This is a genomic window from Arthrobacter sp. 01T419, assembly GCF_056398865.1.
Map to the genome: position 1 here is coordinate 499,277 of NZ_JBFTQF010000001.1, position 20,449 is coordinate 519,725.

General features: G+C 61.0%; 14 protein-coding genes. 5 read left to right on the forward strand and 9 right to left on the reverse strand.

Annotation, left to right across the window (positions count from 1 at the left end):
* Positions 1-2: 2 nt before the first annotated feature.
* From AC1DLO_RS02390 to glf, 3 genes are read right to left on the reverse strand one after another with little or no spacing between them, the layout of a single operon-like run.
* Complete coding sequence (locus AC1DLO_RS02390) at positions 3-896, reverse strand: ABC transporter permease (RefSeq protein WP_184736978.1); 894 nt, start codon at positions 894-896, stop codon at positions 3-5.
* Positions 893-2,917, reverse strand: coding sequence for a glycosyltransferase (locus AC1DLO_RS02395; RefSeq protein WP_476888662.1), 2,025 nt, complete (start codon positions 2,915-2,917; stop codon positions 893-895). The genes AC1DLO_RS02390 and AC1DLO_RS02395 overlap by 4 nt, the downstream gene beginning before the upstream one ends.
* Complete coding sequence (gene glf / locus AC1DLO_RS02400; RefSeq protein ID WP_184736976.1) at positions 2,914-4,101, reverse strand: UDP-galactopyranose mutase; 1,188 nt, start codon at positions 4,099-4,101, stop codon at positions 2,914-2,916. Before glf ends, AC1DLO_RS02395 begins: the two co-directional genes overlap by 4 nt.
* A 213-nt stretch (positions 4,102-4,314) precedes the next feature.
* On the opposite strand from glf, the gene AC1DLO_RS02405 reads away from it, so the two are divergent.
* Positions 4,315-8,385, forward strand: coding sequence for an FtsK/SpoIIIE domain-containing protein (locus AC1DLO_RS02405; protein WP_476888663.1), 4,071 nt, complete (start codon positions 4,315-4,317; stop codon positions 8,383-8,385).
* Positions 8,386-8,409: 24 nt separating this feature from the next.
* Here AC1DLO_RS02405 and AC1DLO_RS02410 read toward each other — a convergent pair whose 3' ends face one another.
* On the reverse strand, positions 8,410-8,907 hold the full coding sequence (locus AC1DLO_RS02410) for a hypothetical protein (protein ID WP_476888664.1): 498 nt from the start codon (positions 8,905-8,907) through the stop codon (positions 8,410-8,412).
* Between the two features lie 228 nt (positions 8,908-9,135).
* Between AC1DLO_RS02410 and AC1DLO_RS02415 the strand changes: the two genes are divergently transcribed.
* The gene (locus tag AC1DLO_RS02415; protein ID WP_003804966.1) at positions 9,136-9,384 is read left to right on the forward strand and encodes a WhiB family transcriptional regulator; all 249 of its coding nucleotides are present in this window, start codon (positions 9,136-9,138) and stop codon (positions 9,382-9,384) included.
* Positions 9,385-9,535: 151 nt separating this feature from the next.
* Here the strand turns inward: AC1DLO_RS02415 and AC1DLO_RS02420 are convergent, their stop codons facing one another.
* From AC1DLO_RS02420 to AC1DLO_RS02435, 4 genes are read right to left on the reverse strand one after another with little or no spacing between them, the layout of a single operon-like run.
* Positions 9,536-11,005 (reverse strand): sensor histidine kinase, encoded by a 1,470-nt coding sequence (locus AC1DLO_RS02420; RefSeq protein ID WP_184736973.1) that lies wholly within the window; start codon positions 11,003-11,005, stop codon positions 9,536-9,538.
* A 30-nt stretch (positions 11,006-11,035) separates the two neighbouring features.
* Positions 11,036-15,889, reverse strand: coding sequence for an NAD-glutamate dehydrogenase (locus AC1DLO_RS02425; RefSeq protein ID WP_476888665.1), 4,854 nt, complete (start codon positions 15,887-15,889; stop codon positions 11,036-11,038).
* Positions 15,890-15,946: 57 nt separating this feature from the next.
* Positions 15,947-17,260: a CpaE/TadZ family protein gene (locus tag AC1DLO_RS02430; RefSeq protein WP_476888666.1), complete on the reverse strand. Its 1,314-nt coding sequence runs from the start codon at positions 17,258-17,260 to the stop codon at positions 15,947-15,949.
* Entirely contained in the window at positions 17,257-17,901 is a 645-nt protein-coding gene (locus tag AC1DLO_RS02435) for an SAF domain-containing protein (RefSeq protein WP_476888667.1), read from the reverse strand. The genes AC1DLO_RS02430 and AC1DLO_RS02435 overlap by 4 nt, the downstream gene beginning before the upstream one ends.
* A gap of 150 nt (positions 17,902-18,051) precedes the next feature.
* On the opposite strand from AC1DLO_RS02435, the gene AC1DLO_RS02440 reads away from it, so the two are divergent.
* A complete protein-coding gene (locus AC1DLO_RS02440; RefSeq protein ID WP_184736966.1) occupies positions 18,052-18,267 on the forward strand; it encodes a helix-turn-helix domain-containing protein in 216 nt (71 codons plus the stop codon).
* Positions 18,268-18,329: 62 nt separating this feature from the next.
* On the opposite strand, the gene AC1DLO_RS02445 is transcribed toward AC1DLO_RS02440, so the two are convergent.
* Positions 18,330-18,902: a hypothetical protein gene (locus AC1DLO_RS02445; protein ID WP_476888668.1), complete on the reverse strand. Its 573-nt coding sequence runs from the start codon at positions 18,900-18,902 to the stop codon at positions 18,330-18,332.
* Positions 18,903-19,046: 144 nt separating this feature from the next.
* Here AC1DLO_RS02445 and AC1DLO_RS02450 point away from each other — a divergent pair, with 144 nt between their 5' ends.
* Together AC1DLO_RS02450 and AC1DLO_RS02455 are read left to right on the forward strand one after the other, a co-directional pair.
* Positions 19,047-19,829: a LysM peptidoglycan-binding domain-containing protein gene (locus AC1DLO_RS02450; protein ID WP_476888669.1), complete on the forward strand. Its 783-nt coding sequence runs from the start codon at positions 19,047-19,049 to the stop codon at positions 19,827-19,829.
* 231 nt (positions 19,830-20,060) lie between these two features.
* Positions 20,061-20,417: an Rv3235 family protein gene (locus AC1DLO_RS02455; protein WP_476888670.1), complete on the forward strand. Its 357-nt coding sequence runs from the start codon at positions 20,061-20,063 to the stop codon at positions 20,415-20,417.
* The last annotated feature ends 32 nt before the right edge of the window (positions 20,418-20,449 follow it).

Genomic DNA, 20,449 nt, shown 5'->3' on the forward strand with positions numbered 1-20,449 from the left:
CTTTAGAGCTCCTGTGCGAATCGGCCCTCAAGCCGGCGGAATACCCACTGGCCAAGAACAAGAACTGCGAGGGAAACACAGAGTCCGACAGGGACCCAGACTGGCAAAAGATTCGGCGGCATGGGAGCAGTTCCATCAGTGGTGGGAAGCCAGAAGGCGTAGTGAAAGGCTTCAACGCCTATAGTGATGGGATTGACTTGGTAGAGGGAATACCAACCCTCGCCAAGTTTCTCCCTCACCATCGTCCAGGAATACATGATGGGAGAAGCCCAGGTTGCAACCATCAGAAGCATGTCGACGATGTTCTCGGAGTCCCTGAAATAGACATTCGCAGAGCCAAAGAGCAGTCCCAGACCGGTAGCGAGCATAGCTACGACCACGAAACCGGCGACGGCCGCGATCAACTGGAGGAAGCTCGGGTGCCATCCTGCAAAAAAGCAGGCAACAACCAGGACAACCAACTGGGGAATGAAATGGACGGCGGAAACCCAGACCGATGCAACTGGAAATAGCTCGCGTGGCAGATAGATCTTCTTGATAAGACCACCATTGCCGACGATGGAGCGGGCTGCGTTACTGAGCGCCTCGGTGAAAAAGTTGATCAGAACAATTCCGGAGAACAAGTACACGGCGTAATTGCCCAAGCCGTCAGGGTTTCGAGCGCTTTTCTCGAGTCCAAGAAAGACGCCCAAGGCGATATAGAAGACAAGAAACTGGACCCCAGGTTTTACATAGGACCAAAGCAGCCCAAGTACCGATCCCTTGTAACGGATCTGCAGTTCTTTCCGGACAAGCAGCTTGAGCAAGAATCGCTGTCTGAACACATCAGCGAGTCCGCCTCCCACGCCCGGTCGGACGAGAGAGGCGGACTCGTTAAAGTCACTCGCAGTTGTCACCCGTTGACCTTTTCTTGCGGGGTCGTGGTCACCGCGTCGAACGTCTCGCGCCACGCCCGCTGGGACGTGAACTCGGGCAGGCTCCTTGAATATTCCTCGGCAAGCTTTTCCCAGTCTTGGAGAAGTTGCTGATGGAGTTTGATGCTGCGGGCCATCATATTGCGGAAATGCTCAGGATGACGCTTATACCAGGAGGCACCAGTTCCGTCCGCAGACGACACGATTGCGGAGTCCAACTGGGACAGGCGCCACCAACGGGCGTCCATTGCCGGGACAAGCGCCTCGGGGTGCTCAAGCGCCCCAGGCCGCACGCTTTGAACCTGACGGATTCCGGCTGACGCGGCCGTCGCGAGGGCAGCAAAAATCGATTTCGGAGAGGACGGCTTCTTCCCGCGCCGCGGGGGTTTCACGCGCTTCACTTGCGGGAAGGTTGCCACTTCCTTTGTGATGCGGGCATCATCAAAGTCCGCGCGTCGGGCACGTATTTCAGGGAGCTTGGTCTTGATTGTCTCGTGCAAATGGGACGGTCCCTTGAGGAGGTCCTCGAGGGCGTCAAGCCGGAGCTCGACCGCGGAATACTGCATCGACAGCAAGTGCTTGACATCTACCATGAAACTCTGGCGTGGCAGAAATCCGCCCTTTTTGTAGGGTGAGTAGACTAGGGCGGCAAGCCAGCGGTTTCGCTGGTGGAAATACGCCTGCCAGTCGATCGTGTCATCCTTTTCAGTCCAAGGCATGTGCCAGACGGCAGCTCCGGGAAGGCTAACTGTGGGGTAGCCATGACGGCGGGCCCGGATGCCGTATTCGGCGTCGTCCCACTTGATGAATACCGGAAGCGAGAGCCCTATCTCGCGCACAACGCTGGTCGGAATCAAACACATCCACCAGCCGTTGAAGTCCACATCGATCCGGCGGTGCATCCACGGCGTGGTGCGAAGGTTGCTCGCGGAGAAGTCATGGGCCTCTTTTGTGCTGTCGACGGCGCCCCACTGGAACTTGTACTCGTTGACTTCCTCGCCGAAACTGTGCATGACCGAGCGCTCATACAGATTGAACATGTGACCGCCGACGATCGATGGTTTCCTCGTGAAGTCAGCGAAATTGATGGCGCGCAATACGCCTTCTGTTTCGATGATCACGTCATCGTCCAGCAGCAGCACGTATTTGCTTCGACCGTCCTCAACCGTCTCAAGCATTCCGCGGGCAAAGCCGCCCGAACCGCCGAGGTTTCCCTGCTCTATGAGTGCGAACTTGTCTCCAAGTCGGGCGGCAGCCTGTTCAAACCCCTCCTGGTCCCGAACCTTTTGCGTCCCTTGGTCGGTGATCAGGAGCCGGTCCATGACGTTCAGGAGCTCTGGAGATTCGGCAAAAGTGGAAAGGTGCTTGACACAGAAATCAGGGCGGTTGAAGGTGGTCACGGCAACCGTGGCGGTGCCCGCCTCGAACCCTTCGGGCTTGCGTACAGACCATTCGGCGCCGAGAAGTTTGACCTGTTCAGACGAAGCCACGAGGTCAAACCAGTACCAGCCGCCATCGCCGAAGTTAGCCAGCGGTAGGACAACATCCACTGGTTGTCCCGCGTCCACGCTGATGCTTTCCACCCTATTGGAGGTACCCCTCGCCGTGGACCGCAGAATGACCACGGTTGCCGGGGCGTCAACCGCGACCGTAAGACGCACACTAGTGACATCCGTGTGCGCCCGCCAGTAGCTTGCGGGAAAAGCGTTGAAGTACGTTCCAAACGAGAGTCGTCGATAGGCCGGCAAGTGCAACTGGCGGCGGTTCTCAATGAAATCCGACCGGATCTTTGCACCACTGGAAGTGACGGCTGTGACACCTGCCCCGGACTTGGACGTCTGCGATTCTTCAGAAACAACACGCTGAGCCGAGTTGAAGTCTAGATACAAGGGAAGGGTGTCGGAATCTCCGTCAGTCGGAAAGACAACACGATGGACTGTTTGCCACTCCTCGCCCAGCCCGGGCGTAGCGCCCGTATTCAGGGGTTCCGTTGAAACGCTCATGCGTCCACTCCTCCGCTTTCAATCTCTGCGCCGCTTTCGAAGTGCGGACGGATCTTGTTGTCAAACATGGACAGGGCAGAACCGATGGCCATGTGCATATCGAGATATTTGTAGGTGCCGAGACGCCCGCCGAACAGCACGTCCTTTTCAGCTGCCGCAAGATCGCGGTATTTCAGAAGCTTCTCGCGGTCAACCGGGGTGTTGATCGGGTAGTACGGTTCGTCGCCGCTTTCCGCAAACCGAGAAAATTCTCGCATGATGACGGTCTTTTCCGTCTGGTAGCCACGCTCCGGGTGGAAGTGGCGCGGCTCAATGATCCTAGTGAAGGGGACGTCGGCGTCGTTGTAGTTGACAACGGACGTTCCCTGAAAATCACCCATGTCCAGGACTTCTTCTTCGAAATCGATGGTGCGCCAGGACAGATCTCCAGAGACGTAGTCGAAGTACCGGTCAACAGGGCCGGTGTAGACAACGGGAATCTTCCCGACGACCTTGTCTTTTGAATACTCATGGGAGTCGTCAAAGAAGTCAGTGTTCAGACGTACGTCGATGTTCGGGTGTTCGGCCATCTTCTCGATCCACGCGGTGTACCCGTTGGTCGGCAGGCCTTCATATTTGTCGTTGAAGTAGCGATTATCGTAGTTGTACCTGACGGGAAGCCGCGAAATGATTCCCGCTGGCAGGTCCTTGGGGTCAGTTTGCCATTGCTTGCCGGTGTAGTGCTTGATGAAAGCTTCGTACAGGGGGCGACCAATCAGCTGGATACCCTTGTCATTAAGGTTCTGCGGATCGGTTCCCGCGAGTTCGCCAGCCTGTTCCTTGATCAGGTCCTGCGCTTGGCTGGGAGTCAAGTTGGCACGGAAGAACTGGTTGATCGTTGCCAGGTTGATGGGGAGAGAGTAGACCTCGCCCTTGTGTACGCCGTACACCTTGTGCACGTAGTTGGTGAAGCTCGTAAACCGGTTGACGTACTCCCACACGCGCTCATTTGAGGTGTGGAAGAGGTGCGCACCGTAGCGGTGCACCTCGATTCCGGTCTGCTCTTCCGTTTCGCTGTAGGCGTTGCCACCGATGTGGTGACGGCGGTCAATGACAACAACCTTCAAGCCCAGCTCAGTGGCGGCCTGTTCTGCGATTGTCAGGCCAAAAAAGCCTGACCCGACGATGACGAGGTCAGCGGTCACAAATACTCCTGGTTCGAATGCGGGCAGCCCAATGATCTGCACTGGCTGCAGGTCAAGCCTACCTGAGATGCCGCATCCAATTGCCGCCGGGCTCGTTCGCTGACCAGCGAGCGCAGCGTTTTCCACATACGCCAATCGACCGAGAACATCCGGATCTCATTGCAAATACGTTGGAGGAGCATCAATCACGCAACTCGAAGGAGCGGGCAAACAGTGACATTCCATTGCACCCTGGTCCGGGGTCCGCGGGCACTTCGGCAAGCAGAACCCGTCGAGCTGACTCTCGCCGTGGGCGACGGCAGCTCGGGCTCCCACGTCCAGGCAGCAGTGGCCGCGGAGTTCGGAACCGGGAAACTGATGGTCGACGGGCTGCCACTAGAGAGTCTCACCGTCGGCGCGGCGCCTCTCGTATCCGGAGCCGTGTTGGTTGACGGCGCGGATTCGTGCGGACAAGATACCCGCGACGGCGGACGCGCCCCTGCAACTTTGTCACTTCTGGTGCACACGGGCCCCGCCGCAGGCTTGATCATTCCCCTGGAACGCGGCAGTTACGGGATCGGCAGGAGCAGTACGGATATTTGCCTCCCGGATCCCGATGTTTCCCGGGTTCACGCAGTCCTTACGGTTTCCGAGACAGCACTCACGATCTCTGACAACCAGAGCGTGAACGGAACCAGGGTCGATGGACGCAAAATCCGCTCGGCCTTCCTTTCAACTGCCTCCAGAATCCAATGTGGCCGCTCCGCAATGTCAGTAGTCTTCGGCGATGGAGAATTCGGCGCAGAGTCGCTGGGGAAAGCTGGCCTTGGCGTCGCAGAGCCTCTCTCAGTGCAGACTCGCAGTGACACCTACGGCCGCGTCCAACTGCTCCTCACTGCAGGGCTGCCGCTCCTGCTGGGAGTCGGCATCACCCTGGCCACGGGAATGTGGATGTTCCTCGGATTCACAGCAATTTCTGCCATCGCGGTCCTCGCGCCGGCCATTTCGGGAAGACGGCAACGCCGCCTTCTGGCGGCGGCGCTCGAAGAGGCAGTAGAACAAGACAGAGCCCGACGGCGGCGGTGCTCACCATCCGCCGCGGAGCTCGCCTTTGCCGTCAGATCAACTGCCTCAGTCTCAGACGGACGTGGGCGAAAGCAACTGAAGCTGCCACTGACCGCCGCCGACAAAGGAACGGTAGGCTGGAATGAAATCTGGCTCCGGCTCGGCGTCAGTCCGCAGAACGCCTTGGTTGCACTCGATCCCGCCGATCCACGCTTCGAGCCGCCGCAGTTGGGCCCGGTTCCAATGGTTTTGGATCCCACCATCCAAACGGTTTCCTTTGCTGGACCTGAAGCCAAGATCCAAGGCATGTTCAGGTTCCTGCTCATGCAACTTGCGGCGTTTCCTAGCGCATCGAATGTCGCTATCCTCATCCACGGCCCAATTGCCCTTTTGCCGTTCAGCGCCCGCTTCTTACCCCGAGTCACGATGACCACGGACGTCCGGTCAGCAGCAGCCGTTCTCTCCGAGCGAACCGGGGAACCAGGCGCGCTCTTCTTGGTGGGGTCCGAGCCTGATTCCGACGACGATTCACTCCGGAAGGCGGCGGCCGAATCCGGCTGGAGAATCTTCCAACGCGCAGCAGGCGGAGATGCAGGCATATGCCTTGTCGAGTTTTGGAACAGACGCGCAGTCCTCCGGTCCTGTCTTACAGAAACGGAATTCGATCCTGACTTTGTCCAGCACCCAGTTTTTGACCGCTACTGCCGATCGTTGGCCGCCGTGCCCGTACTGGCGGCAACAAGGCCGTCCGTTGTCCCCCCTGCGTGCCTGTTGGCCGAACTGCTTCCAAACGACCCCTCAAGCATCGCGGCCCGCTGGAGCGACTCTTCAGCACGCAGCGGGCTCACCGCGGTCATCGGGCGAGGGACCGAAGGGCCCCGCTCCCTGGATCTGGTTTCCGACGGCCCGCATCTCCTTGTGGCCGGAACGACTGGATCGGGAAAGTCCGAGCTTTTGCGCACTATCGTGACAGCGATCTCACTGACCCACAGCCCCGAGAGAGTCAACTTCCTATTTGTTGATTTCAAAGGAGGTTCAGGTCTGGGGCCCTTGATCGACCTGCCTCAATGCGTCGGAATGCTCACGGATCTCAGCGAACACGAACTGGAGCGTACCCTGGTGTCCCTCCGTGCCGAAGTTCGGATGCGGGAGGCAATCCTTGCGGAGGCAAATGTCCCGGACTTGCCAGCATACTGGGCCCGGGTCGGCGGGTCGGGAGACGGGATCCAGACAGCACGAAAAGACCAATTGCCCATCATCCCCCGATTGGTACTTGTGATCGACGAATTCAGGATGCTTGTTGAAGACGCCCCGGCTGCTCTGGCCGAACTGATGCGGATTGCCACCATCGGCCGGTCCTTGGGCATCCACCTGGTCATGGCAACACAACGTCCGCAGGGCGCACTGAGTGCCGACATCCGGGCCAACGTCACTACGAGCATTGCTCTTCGCGTCCAATCAGACTTGGAATCGCGGGACATCATCAACTCTCCGGCCGCCGCATCGATTCCGGTGTCCCTCCCTGGCCGGGCCTATTTGGTTCGAGGGGCGGAGGAAGCCGAGCTTTTCCAGACAGCGACTCTCACCAGCAGCGAGGGTATTCGACCACTCACGAGGATCGTCGCCCGGACGGCAGCAGAGTGGCTCGGCCTCAGCGGCTCGTCTGGGAACGCCGAGGAAGGGATTCAAAATCCAGGGACAACCCCGGCAGAAGCCGCGCGTCCCATTATCAAAGGAATCAATCGGGTTTGGACCACCCATGGAGGTAGACCGCCCCGAAGACCTGTTGCGGACGCGCTTCCTGAATCCATCGCATTTGACCTATGGCTTAGCGCGGCAGCATCGGCGGGCAAGCATGCAGAGCCCAGGAAATCGGCAGGAGGAACCGCCTACCTCGGCTTAGTCGATTTACCTTCGCAACAACGGGTTACGGGTCTGACCTGGACTCCCAGTCTGCACGGGAACCTCGGACTTGTCGGCCCTCCCGGAAACGGCGTCGAAGACGCCTGCCGGGCGGCGTTTGCACAGCTTGTTGGAAGTGGCGAGGAACTCCACTTTTATGTCCTGGATGGCGACGGCGCTTTCGCCGGTGTGGCAGCCGGCGGGCGCGTCGGCGCCGTCGCCTCCGTCAACCACGCCAAGAGGGCCGCCCGGATTCTGGAGCGGTTGGCGAACGAAGTGTCGGCGCGGCGGGCCCGGGGTGATGTCATGGGAGAAGTTCCCTTGCTGCTCGTCATTTCCGGCTGGGGGTCTTGGATCTCCGAGTTGCGCAACGGGCCACTTGCTTGGGCCGAGGACCTCGTCCACACCATCGTTCGCGATGGGCCGAAGTCCGGACTGACCGTTCTGGTAACGGGTGACAGGGAACTGGTCGCGTCGCGTATGTTCGCGTCAATTCCCAATCGTGCATACTTTCCCCTTGGCGCTACCGAAGAAACACGGCTTGCGTGGCCCCGATTTACGGCAATAAAGCCTGTTAAGGGCAGGGCTGTCGCGAGTGGCAACTTCCTTGATGTCGACACGGCAGTCACCCAGTTCGTGGCCCCGCCGCCACGCACGGGTTGGCCCTCCGACGAACCCCCTAACCCCATGCGACGCCCTTTCCGGGTGGAGCCGTTGCCACACTTTGTCCGGGCCTCGGACATCGTGGCGGACCACGGAATCGAAGCCACTGCTCCTTCGTCGGCTCGCGTGCGCAGAGCGGTGCTGCTTGGTCTGGGAGGCGACGAACATGAACCTGTATGGATCACGCTCCCGCCCTCGGGCGTTCTTCTTGCGCTTGGCGTTCCTGGATCCGGCAAGTCGTCGTTGCTCACCGCATTGCCGCTGCTCAACCCAGGCCTTCAGTGGCAGCGCCCACCACGGGGTACCGATCCGGATGCCTTCTGGGCGGACTTCCACAGGAATGCAACCAGCAAGCTTGCGAGTACCGGCACCAATCTCCTGGTAGACGACGCCGAACACCTGAGTAGAGCAACCGGCATGCTCCTTGCCGAGCTTGCCACCATGGGATTCTCCATAGTGGCAACGGCGGCACACAGTCCGGCCCTGCTGCAGCGGACGCCCCTGGCTTCCCTTGCCCGAGCCCACGGAAACGGGATTCTCCTTGGCAAAACCTCGCCTACTGACGGGGATCTCTTCGGCGTCCGCGTTGACGTCGAACTGGAAGCCCCACCGGGCCGTGCTGTCCTTATTGAGAACGGAAGAACGCGTCCTGTCCAGATCGCCGCTCCAGAATGAAGGGCTTCGTCAGAGCGAAAGGGGTCAGAGCGCGGCGCGGGATCCGCCCGTTCGGGAAGCAAAGGCGATCACCCGCTTGTCGAACAGAAGGACAATTCCAGCCAAAGCCGGAACCACCATGGCGAGTCCGGCGAGGGCCAGCCCCCCGGTCATCGTGGGAAACCCGATCGTCAGGACGAACAGCTGGGCAACCAACGCCGCCGCGCGGGTCCAACGATAGCCACGGAACAAGAAGTGGCTGACCGCAAACAACCACGCAGAAAAGGCAAGGAGAAGGCCCAGCGTAAATACCGCCCCCCAAAATGAGGTTACGGGCGCCCCGGTCGCTAGCTGGTAGACATACAGGGCCGCCGCGGTCAACAATGCGAGGGCTTCCAGCAAAACCACGATCGAAATCACAACGATTCCTTTGGGACGCTGTCCTCCGCCGGGGGCTCCAGCAGAGCTGTTGTGGCTGGTCCCTTGGCCGTCGTCGCCGGGCACGGCAGGGTCGTGGGCAGGGTTCAGAGGGGGTCTTGACACACTGGCACACTACCGGACATAGTCAAATACCTGTGAGCAGACCGGCAACCAATGTGATGCATCGCTCACGGTTTCAACGGCTTGAACCCCTTGTTTACATGGCGTTAACATGACACGCTTGACTCAGACGACCAAGGGGGCCCAATGGGTCCCCTTTCCTGTGAAGCCTCTCGTGAATATTTTCACAAAAGGCTCACCTAGTACTCACGAATGGAGTGACTGATCAGCATGGATTGGCGTAACCGCGCAGCCTGCCTTGACAAGGACCCGGAGCTTTTCTTCCCCGTAGGCAACACCGGCCCTGCGCTTCTCCAGATCGAGGAAGCGAAGAGTGTCTGCCGCCGCTGTCCTGTCGTGGACACATGCCTTCAGTGGGCTCTTGAATCGGGCCAGGACGCAGGCGTCTGGGGCGGCATGAGCGAAGACGAGCGCCGCGCACTCAAGCGCCGTGCAGCCCGCGCACGCCGCGCTTCCTAAAGCCGGCGGCAAATAGACTACGGTGCCTGAAAGATAGAACACGGCGTCGGCAGCGAACGGAACATACGAGGATGGCCCGGACCGAAAGGTCCGGGCCATCCTCGTATGTCTCATTGCGGTTAGCGGCACCGCAGCTCGTGAGCGCCTGGTGTCAGCTTCGCACCAGGTTCAAGACGATCTCGACGGCGGTGCCTCCCCCGTCGCGCGGCATCCACTGGATGCTGCCACCCAATTCGCTCGTGACAAGCGTCCGCACAATTTGAAGGCCCAGGCCTTCTGTGTACGACCCCTCGGGCAGCCCGACGCCATCATCGGCAATTGTCACGGTCAGGAGCTCATCACCGCGCTCCCCGGTCGAACGATCGGCCATCAGCCACACTGTTCCGGCCCGTCCTTCGAGGCCGTGTTCCACGGCATTCGTCACGAGTTCGTTGATAACCAGGGCAAGCGGCGTGGCAAAGTCGCTCGGCAATTCACCGAACAGACCTGAGCGCTCGGTCCGGACATGCTGCGAAGGTGACGCTACTTCGGCCGAGAGCCGGAACTGGCGCCCGATCAGCTCATCAAAGTCCACGCTCTGGGTGAGTCCCTGCGAAAGGGTCTCGTGCACCAACGCAATGGTCGCCACCCGCCGCATTGCCTGTTCCAGGCCTTGCTTCGCCTCATCGCTGACCATGCGTCGCGACTGCATGCGCAGCAAGGCAGCAACTGTCTGCAGATTGTTTTTGACGCGATGGTGGATTTCACGGATGGTGGCATCCTTGGTGACAAGCTCGAGCTCGCGGCGTCGTAGTTCGGATACGTCGCGGCACAGAACCAGGGCGCCGAAACGGTGCTTTTCATCGCGCAGCGGAATTGCGCGCAATGACAAGCTGACCCCGCGGGACTCAATCTCGCTCCGCCACGGCATGCGGCCCGTGACTACCAACGGCAAAGTCTCGTCCACCATGCGCCGGTCCTTGAGGAGGCCTGCTGTAACCTCGGCGAGGGACCGCCCTTCCAACGTCTCCACCTCGCCGAGGCGGCGGAATGCCGAGACACCGTTCGGGCTCGCATACTGCACGATGCCGTCCGCGTCGAGCCTGATCAGGCCGTCACCCACACGCGGCGCACCGCGGCGAGAGCCCGTGGGTGAAGCGAAATCCGGCCACAGTCCCAGAGTGCCCATGCGGAGCAGATCATAGGCGCATTGCCTGTATGTCAGCTCCAGGCGGGAAGGCATCCGCGAACTGGACAGGTCCATATGCGACGTGACGACGGCGAGGGTCCGTCCGTTCCTGACCATGGGCACCGCTTCAACCCGCAACGCCATCTCGCTGCTCCAGCTCGTTTCACTGGAGCGTTCGATTGAATGGCTGGACCACGCCTTGTCCACTATCGGTTGCAGATCCGATCGGATGCCTTCCCCGACGAAGTCCGCGTGAAACACCGTGTGGCTCGTCGATGGCCTGACGTGTGCAAGCGCAATGTAACCGAATTCAGGATGCGGAAACCATAGGGCCAAGTCCGCGAACGCCAGGTCGGCGACCATTTGCCAGTCGCCGACCAGGAGGTGCAGCCATTCGGCATCTCCAGGCCCGAAATCAGCGTGCTCCCTGATGGGGTCTGTAAAGATTGCCACTGCACCTCCATATAACGCCCGGGCTTGTCCCTAGCGTCGAACGATTGACCTCAAGAGCCTCAATGCTACCGACAGCGAAGCCATGTCGTCGGCCTCCAACGCATTGACCTCGTCAAACATGCTCTTCGCACGACCCAGCTGCTCGGCGTTGAGGTCCTCCCAAGCCCGCAAGCGGGCTTCGGCGTCGAGACCGGCGTCGGTCGATTCGAGGACCGACATGGTCATGTCCGCCACAGTCGAGTAGAGGTCGTCGCGCAGAGCAGCACGGGCAAGCGCCTGCCACCGGTCGTCCCGAGGGAGTGCGGTAATTCGCTCGAGCAGTGAATCAACATGGAAGCGGTCAAACACCGTGTAGTAGACGTTGCTGACCTCTTCCACCCGGGCCCCGCGGCTCTGCGCAATCTTGGCGATGTCCAAGAGCACGAAGCTCTCGAAAAGCTCGGCCCAGCGATGGGCAAGCATCTCCGGCAAGCCCCACGCACGCGCCTTTTCAAGCCAGCCGGTCACCCGCTCCTTGTCGCTGCCGCGCAGGTAGTCCAGCACCCGGGCCCTCATGGGATCCATCATCGGCTTGAACTCAGCGACAACCTCCGAGATCGGCTTTGACGCGTTACCCTGGCTCAGCAACCAGCGAACAGCGCGGTCCAGAAGCCTCCGGACGTCGAGGTGGACGGTGCTCCAGTGTTCCGTGGGGAACGAAGCCGGCAGGGCATTGAGCTCCTTCACCATGGAGTCGAGTTCGTAGATCTCGCGGAGAGCGACGAACGCCTTCGCCACGGCAACCTCGGTGGCCGAGGTCTCCTCCATGGTGCGGAAGGCGAAGGTAATGCCGCCCAGGTTGATCATGTCATTGGCGACCACGGTTGCGATGATCTCGCGACGCAAAGGATGCGTGTCCAGTTCGGCGTCGAACCGTTCCCGAAGCTGCTTCGGGAAGTACGAGCGGATCGTCTTGCGGAACCAGGGATCGTCCGCCAGGTCGCTGTCGCGCAATGCAGATCCCAATTCGATCTTGGCATATGCGGCGAGGACGGACAGTTCCGGAGACGTCAGGCCTTGGCCCTGTTCCAGCCTCTCGCGAAGCGTGTCGGTGGTCGGCAGTGCTTCAAGGTCCCGCTTGAGATCAGCAGACTTCTCGAGCCAGTCCATCAGGCGTTCGTAGCTCGGGCTCCATTCTGCGACACGGGTGCGGTCGTTAAGCAGCAGGATGTTCTGATCAATGTTGTCTTCGAGCACAAGGCGCCCGACCTCGTCGGTCATGTCGGCGAGGAACGATGTGCGCTCGGAAGCGTCAAGTTTCCCGGCGGCAACCATCCGGTCGACGAAGATCTTGATGTTGACCTCATGGTCGGAGCAATCTACGCCGGCAGAGTTGTCGATGGCATCAGTGTTGAGGATGACTCCCTGTAGTGCGGCCTCTATGCGTCCGCGCTGCGTCATTCCGAGGTTGCCACCTTCGCCGACAACCTTGACGCGCAGCTCGCGTCCGTTCACACGGATGCCGTCATTCGCCTTGTCCCCCACCTCAGCGTGGGTCTCGGTGCTTGCCTTGACGTACGTCCCGATGCCGCCGTTGTACAGGAGATCTGCCGGGGCGAGGAGTATGGCGCGCAGAAGATCCGGAGGGCTCAACTGGACTGTTCCGTCCGGAAGACCCAGGGCGCTACGAACCTCCGGGGAGATCGGGATGACCTTGGCCTGGCGCGCGAAGACGCCGCCGCCTGCACTGATGAGCGAGCGGTCATAGTCATCCCATGAGGAGCGGGGCAGATCGAAGAGACGCTGCCGTTCGTCGAAGGAGGAAGCCGCATCCGGCGTCGGGTCCAAGAAGATGTGGCGGTGGTCGAAAGCGGCCAGCAGACGGATGTGCTTGGAAAGAAGCATTCCATTTCCGAACACGTCACCGGACATGTCGCCGACGCCGACCACAGTAAATTCCTCGGTCTGGGTGTCCAGGTCCAGCTCGCTGAAGTGGCGCTTGACCGATTCCCAAGCGCCTCGTGCCGTGATCCCCATGGCCTTGTGGTCGTAGCCGATGGAACCACCGGAAGCAAATGCGTCTCCCAGCCAGAATCCGTACTCGGCGGCCAGTCCGTTGGCCGTGTCCGAGAACGTTGCCGTGCCCTTATCCGCAGCCACCACCAGGTACGAATCGTCGTCATCCTGACGGACAACGTCCGACGGGGGCACGATCTTTTCGCCGTCGGCTGTAGTCACCAGGTTGTCGGTGAGATCGAGCAGACCACGAATGAAAGTCTTGTAGCTCTCGATGCCTTCCGCCATCCAGGCCGCGCGGTCAATTGCGGGATCAGGGAGCTGCTTAGCAAAGAAACCGCCCTTGGCGCCGGTGGGCACAATGACAGCATTCTTCACGGTCTGTGCCTTGACCAGGCCGAGGATCTCGGTCCGGAAATCTTCGCGGCGGTCCGACCACCGCAGGCCGCCTCGAGCCACCTTGCCGAAGCGCAAATGCACGCCTTCAACACGGGGCGAGTATACCCAGATCTCGTACTTAGGCCGCGGGAATGGCAGTCCATCGATCTTGGTTGGATCCAGCTTGAAGCTGACGTACGACTTGCCTTGGAAGTAGTTCGTGCGCAGGGTCGACTCGATGAGGTTGACGAAAGTCCTCAGGACACGGTCGGCGTCGAGCGTTGCGACTTGGTCGATCGCTTCGGCCAGTGTGGCGCGCGCGGTGTCTTGGCGAGCCGGACGGGCTGCGTCAGCTGATGCCGGATCAAAGCGTGCTCCGAAGAGATCAATCAGGCCACGGGCAACCTCGGGGTTGGCGAGGAGTGTGTCCGCAATGAACTCGAAGGAGTTTGTGTTTCCCATCTGGCGCATGTACTTCGCATATGCGCGGAGCATCACGACCTGGCGCCAGTGGATTCCCTCGCGGAGCACCAGTCGGTCGAAGCTGTCGGATTCCACCTCACCGGTCACGGCTGCACTGAAGGAATCCGCCAAGAACTGGCCGGTGGCCACGGGGTTGACGCCAGCGGGGTACTTCAGGCCGAGGTCGTAGAGGAAGAAGTCCCGGTGGTCGGAAGTCTCGATTTCGAAGGGTCGCTCGTCCAGAACCTCAAGGCCGAGATTGTGGAAGTAGGGCAGGATCTGGCTCAAGCTCTTGGGTTCCAGGAGGTAAAGCTTAACGCGGGCGTCCTCTTCAAGGAGCTCACCGGCACCATCGGGCAGATAGACATGCACTCCAGGAGCCGCCTGGACGGCGACGGCGTCGCGATCGGCCGTGGCGCCGTACTTCTCGAAACGCTCGATGTCCTGAAGAGCGTCCTCGACTTCGTAGTCCACGCGGTAACCGGCGGGGAAGGCATCCGTCCAGAGGGCGGACAGCGCCTCGGCTTCCGATGCGCTCGTGTTCTCGCGGAGCACCTCTGCGATTCCTTCTGCCCAGGACCGAGAGGCCCGGACGAGGCGCTTTTCGAGCTCTCCGGCGTCGACGTCGCGAAGTTCCGCCTCACGCGGCAGCCGGATGCGGAAGAACACCCTGGCGAGGGCGGACTCCGTGATGCGCGCTTCATAGTCGATGCTCTCGGCTTCGAAGGTCTCGCGGAGTTCCTGCTCAATACGCTGCCGGACGTTGGTGGTGTAGCGGTCGCGGGGCAGGTAGACCAGGGCTGACATGAAGCGTCCGTAGATATCCGGACGCAGGAAGAGCTTCGTACGACGCCGCTCCTGAAGCCGCTGGATACCCAAAGCGGTTGTGGCCAGATCGTCGGTCTCAATCTGGAAGAGTTCATCACGGGGGTAGGTCTCGAGAATACCTACGAGGTCCTTGCCGGAGTGGGAGTCCTGCGGGAAACCGGCCGAGCGGAGCACAGCGTCGACCTTTTCCCGGACGATCGGGATGTTCCGTACGGAACCGGTGTACGCGCTGGTGGCGAAAAGCCCGATGAAGCGGCGCTCGCCGTTGACGTTGCCGGCAAGATCGAAGCTCTTGACACCTATGTAGTCCAGGTACGCAGGACGGTGCACGGTAGAGCGCGAGTTGGCTTTGGTGATGACCAAGGCACGCTTTTCGCGGGCCTTCCTGCGTCCTGCGTCGGTGAGGTGCTGGATTTGGTGCGGATGGTCACCCGCCCTCAGGAGTCCCAAGCCGCTCGCTTCCCGCAACTCAAGGACGTCTTCGCCGTTCTCGGTGATGAGGTCGTATTCCCGGTAACCCAGGAACGTGAAATTGCCGTTGTCCAACCAGCGCAAGAGGTCCTGTGCCTGCTTGAGCTCGGCGATGTGTTCGGGATGGGCCACCTTGTCCAGGGATGATGCCAGTTCGAGCGCCTTGGTGCGCATCTTCGGCCAGTCTTCGACGGCGGCACGGACATCGCTCAGGACGCGATGGATTCCGTCCACGAGTTCCTTCTGGAAGTCGTCCGCCACCCTGTCAACCTCGACGGCGATCCACGACTCCATGTGGGAGACGTTGTCGCCTTGCGCGATCAGGTGGGCGACATTCGGCATCGCTGCGGTGTCACCGCTCGAGATACCTATGTTGGAGGGCACCCGGGCAATGCCGGAGAGATCGCCCGTCAGGCGATCGCGCGAAACCACGAAGAGCGGGTGCATGACGAGCCGGATGGCGCAGTTCTGGCGAACGAGCTCGGCATTCACCGAATCCACGAGGAACGGCATGTCATCCGTGACGATATACAGAATGCTGCGGTCTGCCTCATTGGCAATCTTGACGTTGGCGGTGCCCGGTTTGCGGCTTTTTCCCACTTCCCGGTGGGCGGCCGCCCGGGAGGTCAATCGCTCGGCCGCATATCCGCGGGCGTCCTCCTCTGCGAGATGCTCGTAGTAGTCGCCGTAGAACCCTTCACGGACTACTGCAAGTTTAGAACGATCCTCCACGCTGGATCCTGACGACATCGACAAACGCCTCCATCACATCTTGATTGCTGCGTCCTTGCAGCCCACATGGCGAGCCTAACGCTTTAGCCGTCGCCTTGCTCTGGAATAAATGACAGAGGATTTGCCATTTTGCTGGACGGCTGCACAGACCAATTTGGCGATTGCTTGCCGCAGGGCAGATTCAGGCGCACTTTCGAGGAGCACGGCGCCGGACAGCAAGGCAGCGTCGCAAGCTTCCGGGTCAGATGGAAGGAACCCCTCGATAGCGGAGCCGGGACCGTACCGATCCCATGCTTCGCGAAGCTCGCGATTCGGTGAGCGGCCCGCAGATGCTGCCCGGACCTTATTCAAGACCACTCGAGGAGCCGCTTGCGGTACGGCCTGCGCGACCTCCGCAAGGCCACGCACGAGCCGCGGAACGCCGATCGCATCGGCAGCACCCACGGCGTAAACGGTGTCCGCAAGTTCGATGCTGCGCAGAGTGGCCGCGTTGCGTCGGGGTGCCATAGTGTCGAAGCTGAGTTCTTCATCGGCTTCAACACAGAAACCCGCATCGACCACAACGACCTCAGCAATCTCCCTGGCGTACTCATATACGGTAGCGAGTGCAGCGGCCCGAAGTTCGGTCCACCGGTCCGCACGGGTGATGCCTGTAAGAACCCGAAAGCTGCCGGCCTCTGTAAAGACAGGCACGGCTATTCGTTTGAGGGATTCAACGTCCAGCAATCCTTGGTCCGCCAACCGGCAGGCTTGCGCCAGTCCGGCTGATTCATCCAACAGGCCCAGTGAGGCCGCGACGCTGGCCCCGTAGCTGTCCGCGTCGACAAGTATCACGGACTTGCCTTCGGCCGCCAACTCCGCAGCCATGTTGACAGCCACGAGGGTCCGGCCCGGCGCTCCCGTGGGACCCCAAACCGTTATGACCCGGCCGTCCCCCGCGGGCGCCTGCTCCGCTTCTTCCTCGACATCGGAGGGGCGGAGTTCCGCGGCGGTATCCGCATAACCGGAATCCCGCTGCTCTGCGCGTCGCCTCGCCCGTCCGGAAAGTTGTCCCACCGAATCGGAGATCGTGGAAGCCAGTGACGCCGAATCCACCTCCAGCGACGCCGTGACGACGCCGATACTCCGCAAGCGGACCGCCTCCGCCGGATCGTCACTCAGGGCAACAACGGACACGCCGACGGCCGCCAACCGGTCGACCAGCGACGCTGTAAGCTCCTCAGTACCGTTGGCTATGACCGCCGCACGGGCGAGACCGCTTTGGCACGCGGCCAGCAGTTCGGCGAGCTCGCCGCACCGGCGGACGACTGTCACCGGCCCATGGAGCCGCTCGAGTCCCCCGACCAAATCTTCCCGGGACTGCCCGACGGTGACAACGGGGATACTCACTTGCTGGCACCGCCCGGGTTCCAGACCACGGCAACCTTCGCTTTGTTCGCCTGTGCGCCAAGAAGTTTCGGCATCTGCTCATCGGTCACGAGTACGAGCACTACCTTCTCCTTGGACACCCCAAGCGTCGAAGCGCCTTCGGTGATCTGGGCGATTTCCGCGCCGGGCAACAATAGCTGTGGCGCGCCGAAGCCATTGCGGGCATCGGGAAGGGCTACCCAGACGTCCACGCGGGATCCAGCCACAGCTTGGGGAGGCAGGGACTCCTGAATGGAGATCGCAACCGGCTTGCGGTTCAGGGTGTCCGCGGCTCCGAGGCTTTCTTGCGGGACGAGCTGATTCTTGGCGATCCTTTGGACGGCGACCCTCCCTTCGGGCAGGCCATCCGTCAGAGTCACGTAGCTTGACTCGACGTCGTCGAGCCGCACTTTCACGATCGTAAGATCGTCCTTGCTGACCTTCTGGCCCACGGCGATCGGCTCGCGCGCCGCATATACCTGGATGGTGCGGTCCGCGGTTCCAACGAGGGCGATGACTCCAGCCAACGATGCCAGGACCAGGAGGATCCCCACCAAGAGGCGCGGATCCCTCCATGACGGTTTCTTGAGCCGCGCTGCAGCGGCCGCGGTAGTTGCACTCACTCTGTCCCCCAATTGCAAATTCGCCGGTCGTAACCTTCAGTGGCCCTCATTCTGACCGCTTACTGGCAGCTTCCAAAAGTCAAGTGCGGCAAATCACCTCAAACTGTGGATAACGTCAGCAAATTGGTTGAAGAGTGGCAAAATAAAGGCATGCCCCGATTCCTCACCTTGGCTGATGTCGCCGAACAGCTTCAAATCAACTCGCCGCAGGCATACGCCTTGGTGCGAAGCGGAGAACTCAAAGCCATTCAGGTGGGTGGCAGGGGCCAGTGGCGCGTGGAAGAAAAAATGCTAGAGCAGTACATCGAGGAACGCTATGCCGAGGCCAACAGGATGATCCAAGAGGCCAAATCCAAGTCCTCCTGATCCCCGCAAGCACTGAAAAGCTCCCAAGCGCCAATGACGGCCGCGGGGAGTCTCCGCCCGAGTTACATCTCCTGGCCCCGCAATGAACGCAGAGCAGCAAGCGACCGGAACGGAACTGTCGCCACGAAAACGACGCTGCCGTGCCGGCGCACTTCGCCCGGCATCATGACTGCGAGATCAAAGTGGTCCTTGCCTACGCGGTCAACGACGCCCCGCATTGCCCTCTCCTCCGATGTCGATCCAAGCAAATGGACTGCGACTTCTGACCTATCCCGGGACAGCATCCGCAGTGCGCTGGCCAAGCCAAGGCGTTGCACCGTCTTCGATTGGCTTGCCCGCGCTTGACGGCCGAGTCCCTGATACGTCAGTACTGCCTCCCCCGGCACCAGCCACTGGTGGCGACCCTCATCCAGAACCAACCATTCGCTCCCGACATGGCTCAGCGTCCCGGACACCAGCGTTCCCGAACGAAGCTTCACATCAATCTTCTGGCCGATTGCTCCACGCAGCCTGTCAGAGAGTTCGATTCCGGCGGTCTCCACCCGGGCCCGCTCTGAAATTTCGGATTCAAGTCCCAGCAAGTGTTCGGAGGCCAGTTGTGCCTCCATGTCTTCAAACAGTGCATCCCAGCGCATTGCGTCAGCGTAAGCGGGCAGGCTGTGTGGGTCAATCTTCGTTCACCGGCATTCGACTTCTGGACAAGTGATGCTTTGTGTGGTCAAAATGGTTCAAGATATATCAAACTGCATCAAATGCCATCAATTGGGTGAGGGGAACCCATGGAACAGACCACCACAACCATTCGGAACGACGCTGCGATGGCAGCGACCATCCTGGTTCTCGGCCTTTCGCTCGCTGCCACCGGCCTGATCCTGACTGACCGATGGCAGGCCGCAGCAGGCCGTCACCAAACACCCATGTTTGAAGATTTCCTAGGATTTGTTGCGACCGGCGTCGGTCTGGCGATCGTCGCCTGGTGGATAGCGACATTACTCCTGGCGGTTGCCGCCGCGGTCTTCCAGCAATCGGGCACAGGCCGCACCGCCCGCACCGCTGCCAAACTCAGCCCCGCCTTCATGTGCAGGCTGGCAGCAGCAATTCTTGGCCTGAATCTCGTGGGAATTCCGATGGCAAATGCAGCCCCCGCACCAGTTGAACCCGCGTGGAGCCCTACTGCCGAGACCGCACCGTCCACCAGCATTTCCGCCCAGTGGGCACCAGCCCCCTCTACGCACCTTTCAACCGTGCCATCGATTGCGTCCGATCCTTCGAAGGTCGAGCCGCGCTGGCAACCCCGTGCAACCACCGGCGAGCCGGGGTTCCTGGGATCCCTACCGCAGCGGACCGCGGAAGAGCCAGTCTCCCCGGGTCAGGGCACTGTGGTGGTGAGCCGGGGCGATTCATTATGGTCAATTGCGGCGCGGCAGCTTGGCCCGATGGCCAGCGACGTCGACATTGCCCTCCACTGGCCAAAGTGGCACGCCGCAAACCGACAAGTCATAGGAGACGACCCTGGGCTCCTGTTCCCTGGTCAAATCCTCCAACCACCGCCCCGTACCTGAGCCGCCGGAACCACACCGTCCGCAGCCAACCCGCCATCCGCCAGCAACCCATCGATTCAATCGAGGAAATCCATGAGCGCAACATCAGCTATCCATGCCCTGCCCGATGCATCCCGGACGGTGACTTCGCCACAAATCTTTCCTCCAGCAACCGGGGAATCGTCTCGCGCCACAGCCCGACCGGGGAGTTCTTCCGCTACGGGGCGGTCTTCCGCCCGCAAGGTGGCCGACGTGATCAGCCTTGATGGGGAATTGCGCACGCTGGCCCGCAGTATCGCCCAAGCCTCAATCGAAGTCCTTGCGGGCACGCGGCCTGTCCAGCAGCTCTCGCGGTCCCTGGACCCGCGATGCCTCAGCGCACTCCAGCACCGGGCGGCACTGACGCGAGCCCATGCGGCCCGGTCCCAGGCCGGACGGTCACGGCTTCACCGCAGTCCGGTGGTCCGCTCAGTTCGTGTCTGCACCGTGAAGGAGGGAGTGTACGAGGCAAGCGTGGTTATCTCCGAAGAACTCCGCTCCCGCGCCGTAGCCATGCGGCTTGAAGGAAGCAATGGCGCGTGGAAGGTCACTGCCCTCGAAATTGGCTGACGCAGCGTCCCCTGGGACGTCTCGGGAAACGG

Coding starts and splice junctions, on each gene's coding strand:
- AC1DLO_RS02425 (WP_476888665.1), bottom strand. CDS start 15,889: ATGTCGTCAGGATCCAGCGTGGAGGATCGTTCTAAACTTGCAGTAGTC.
- AC1DLO_RS02450 (WP_476888669.1), top strand. CDS start 19,047: ATGGAACAGACCACCACAACCATTCGGAACGACGCTGCGATGGCAGCG.
- AC1DLO_RS02395 (WP_476888662.1), bottom strand. CDS start 2,917: ATGAGCGTTTCAACGGAACCCCTGAATACGGGCGCTACGCCCGGGCTG.
- AC1DLO_RS02440 (WP_184736966.1), top strand. CDS start 18,052: ATGCCCCGATTCCTCACCTTGGCTGATGTCGCCGAACAGCTTCAAATC.
- AC1DLO_RS02445 (WP_476888668.1), bottom strand. CDS start 18,902: ATGCGCTGGGATGCACTGTTTGAAGACATGGAGGCACAACTGGCCTCC.
- AC1DLO_RS02415 (WP_003804966.1), top strand. CDS start 9,136: ATGGATTGGCGTAACCGCGCAGCCTGCCTTGACAAGGACCCGGAGCTT.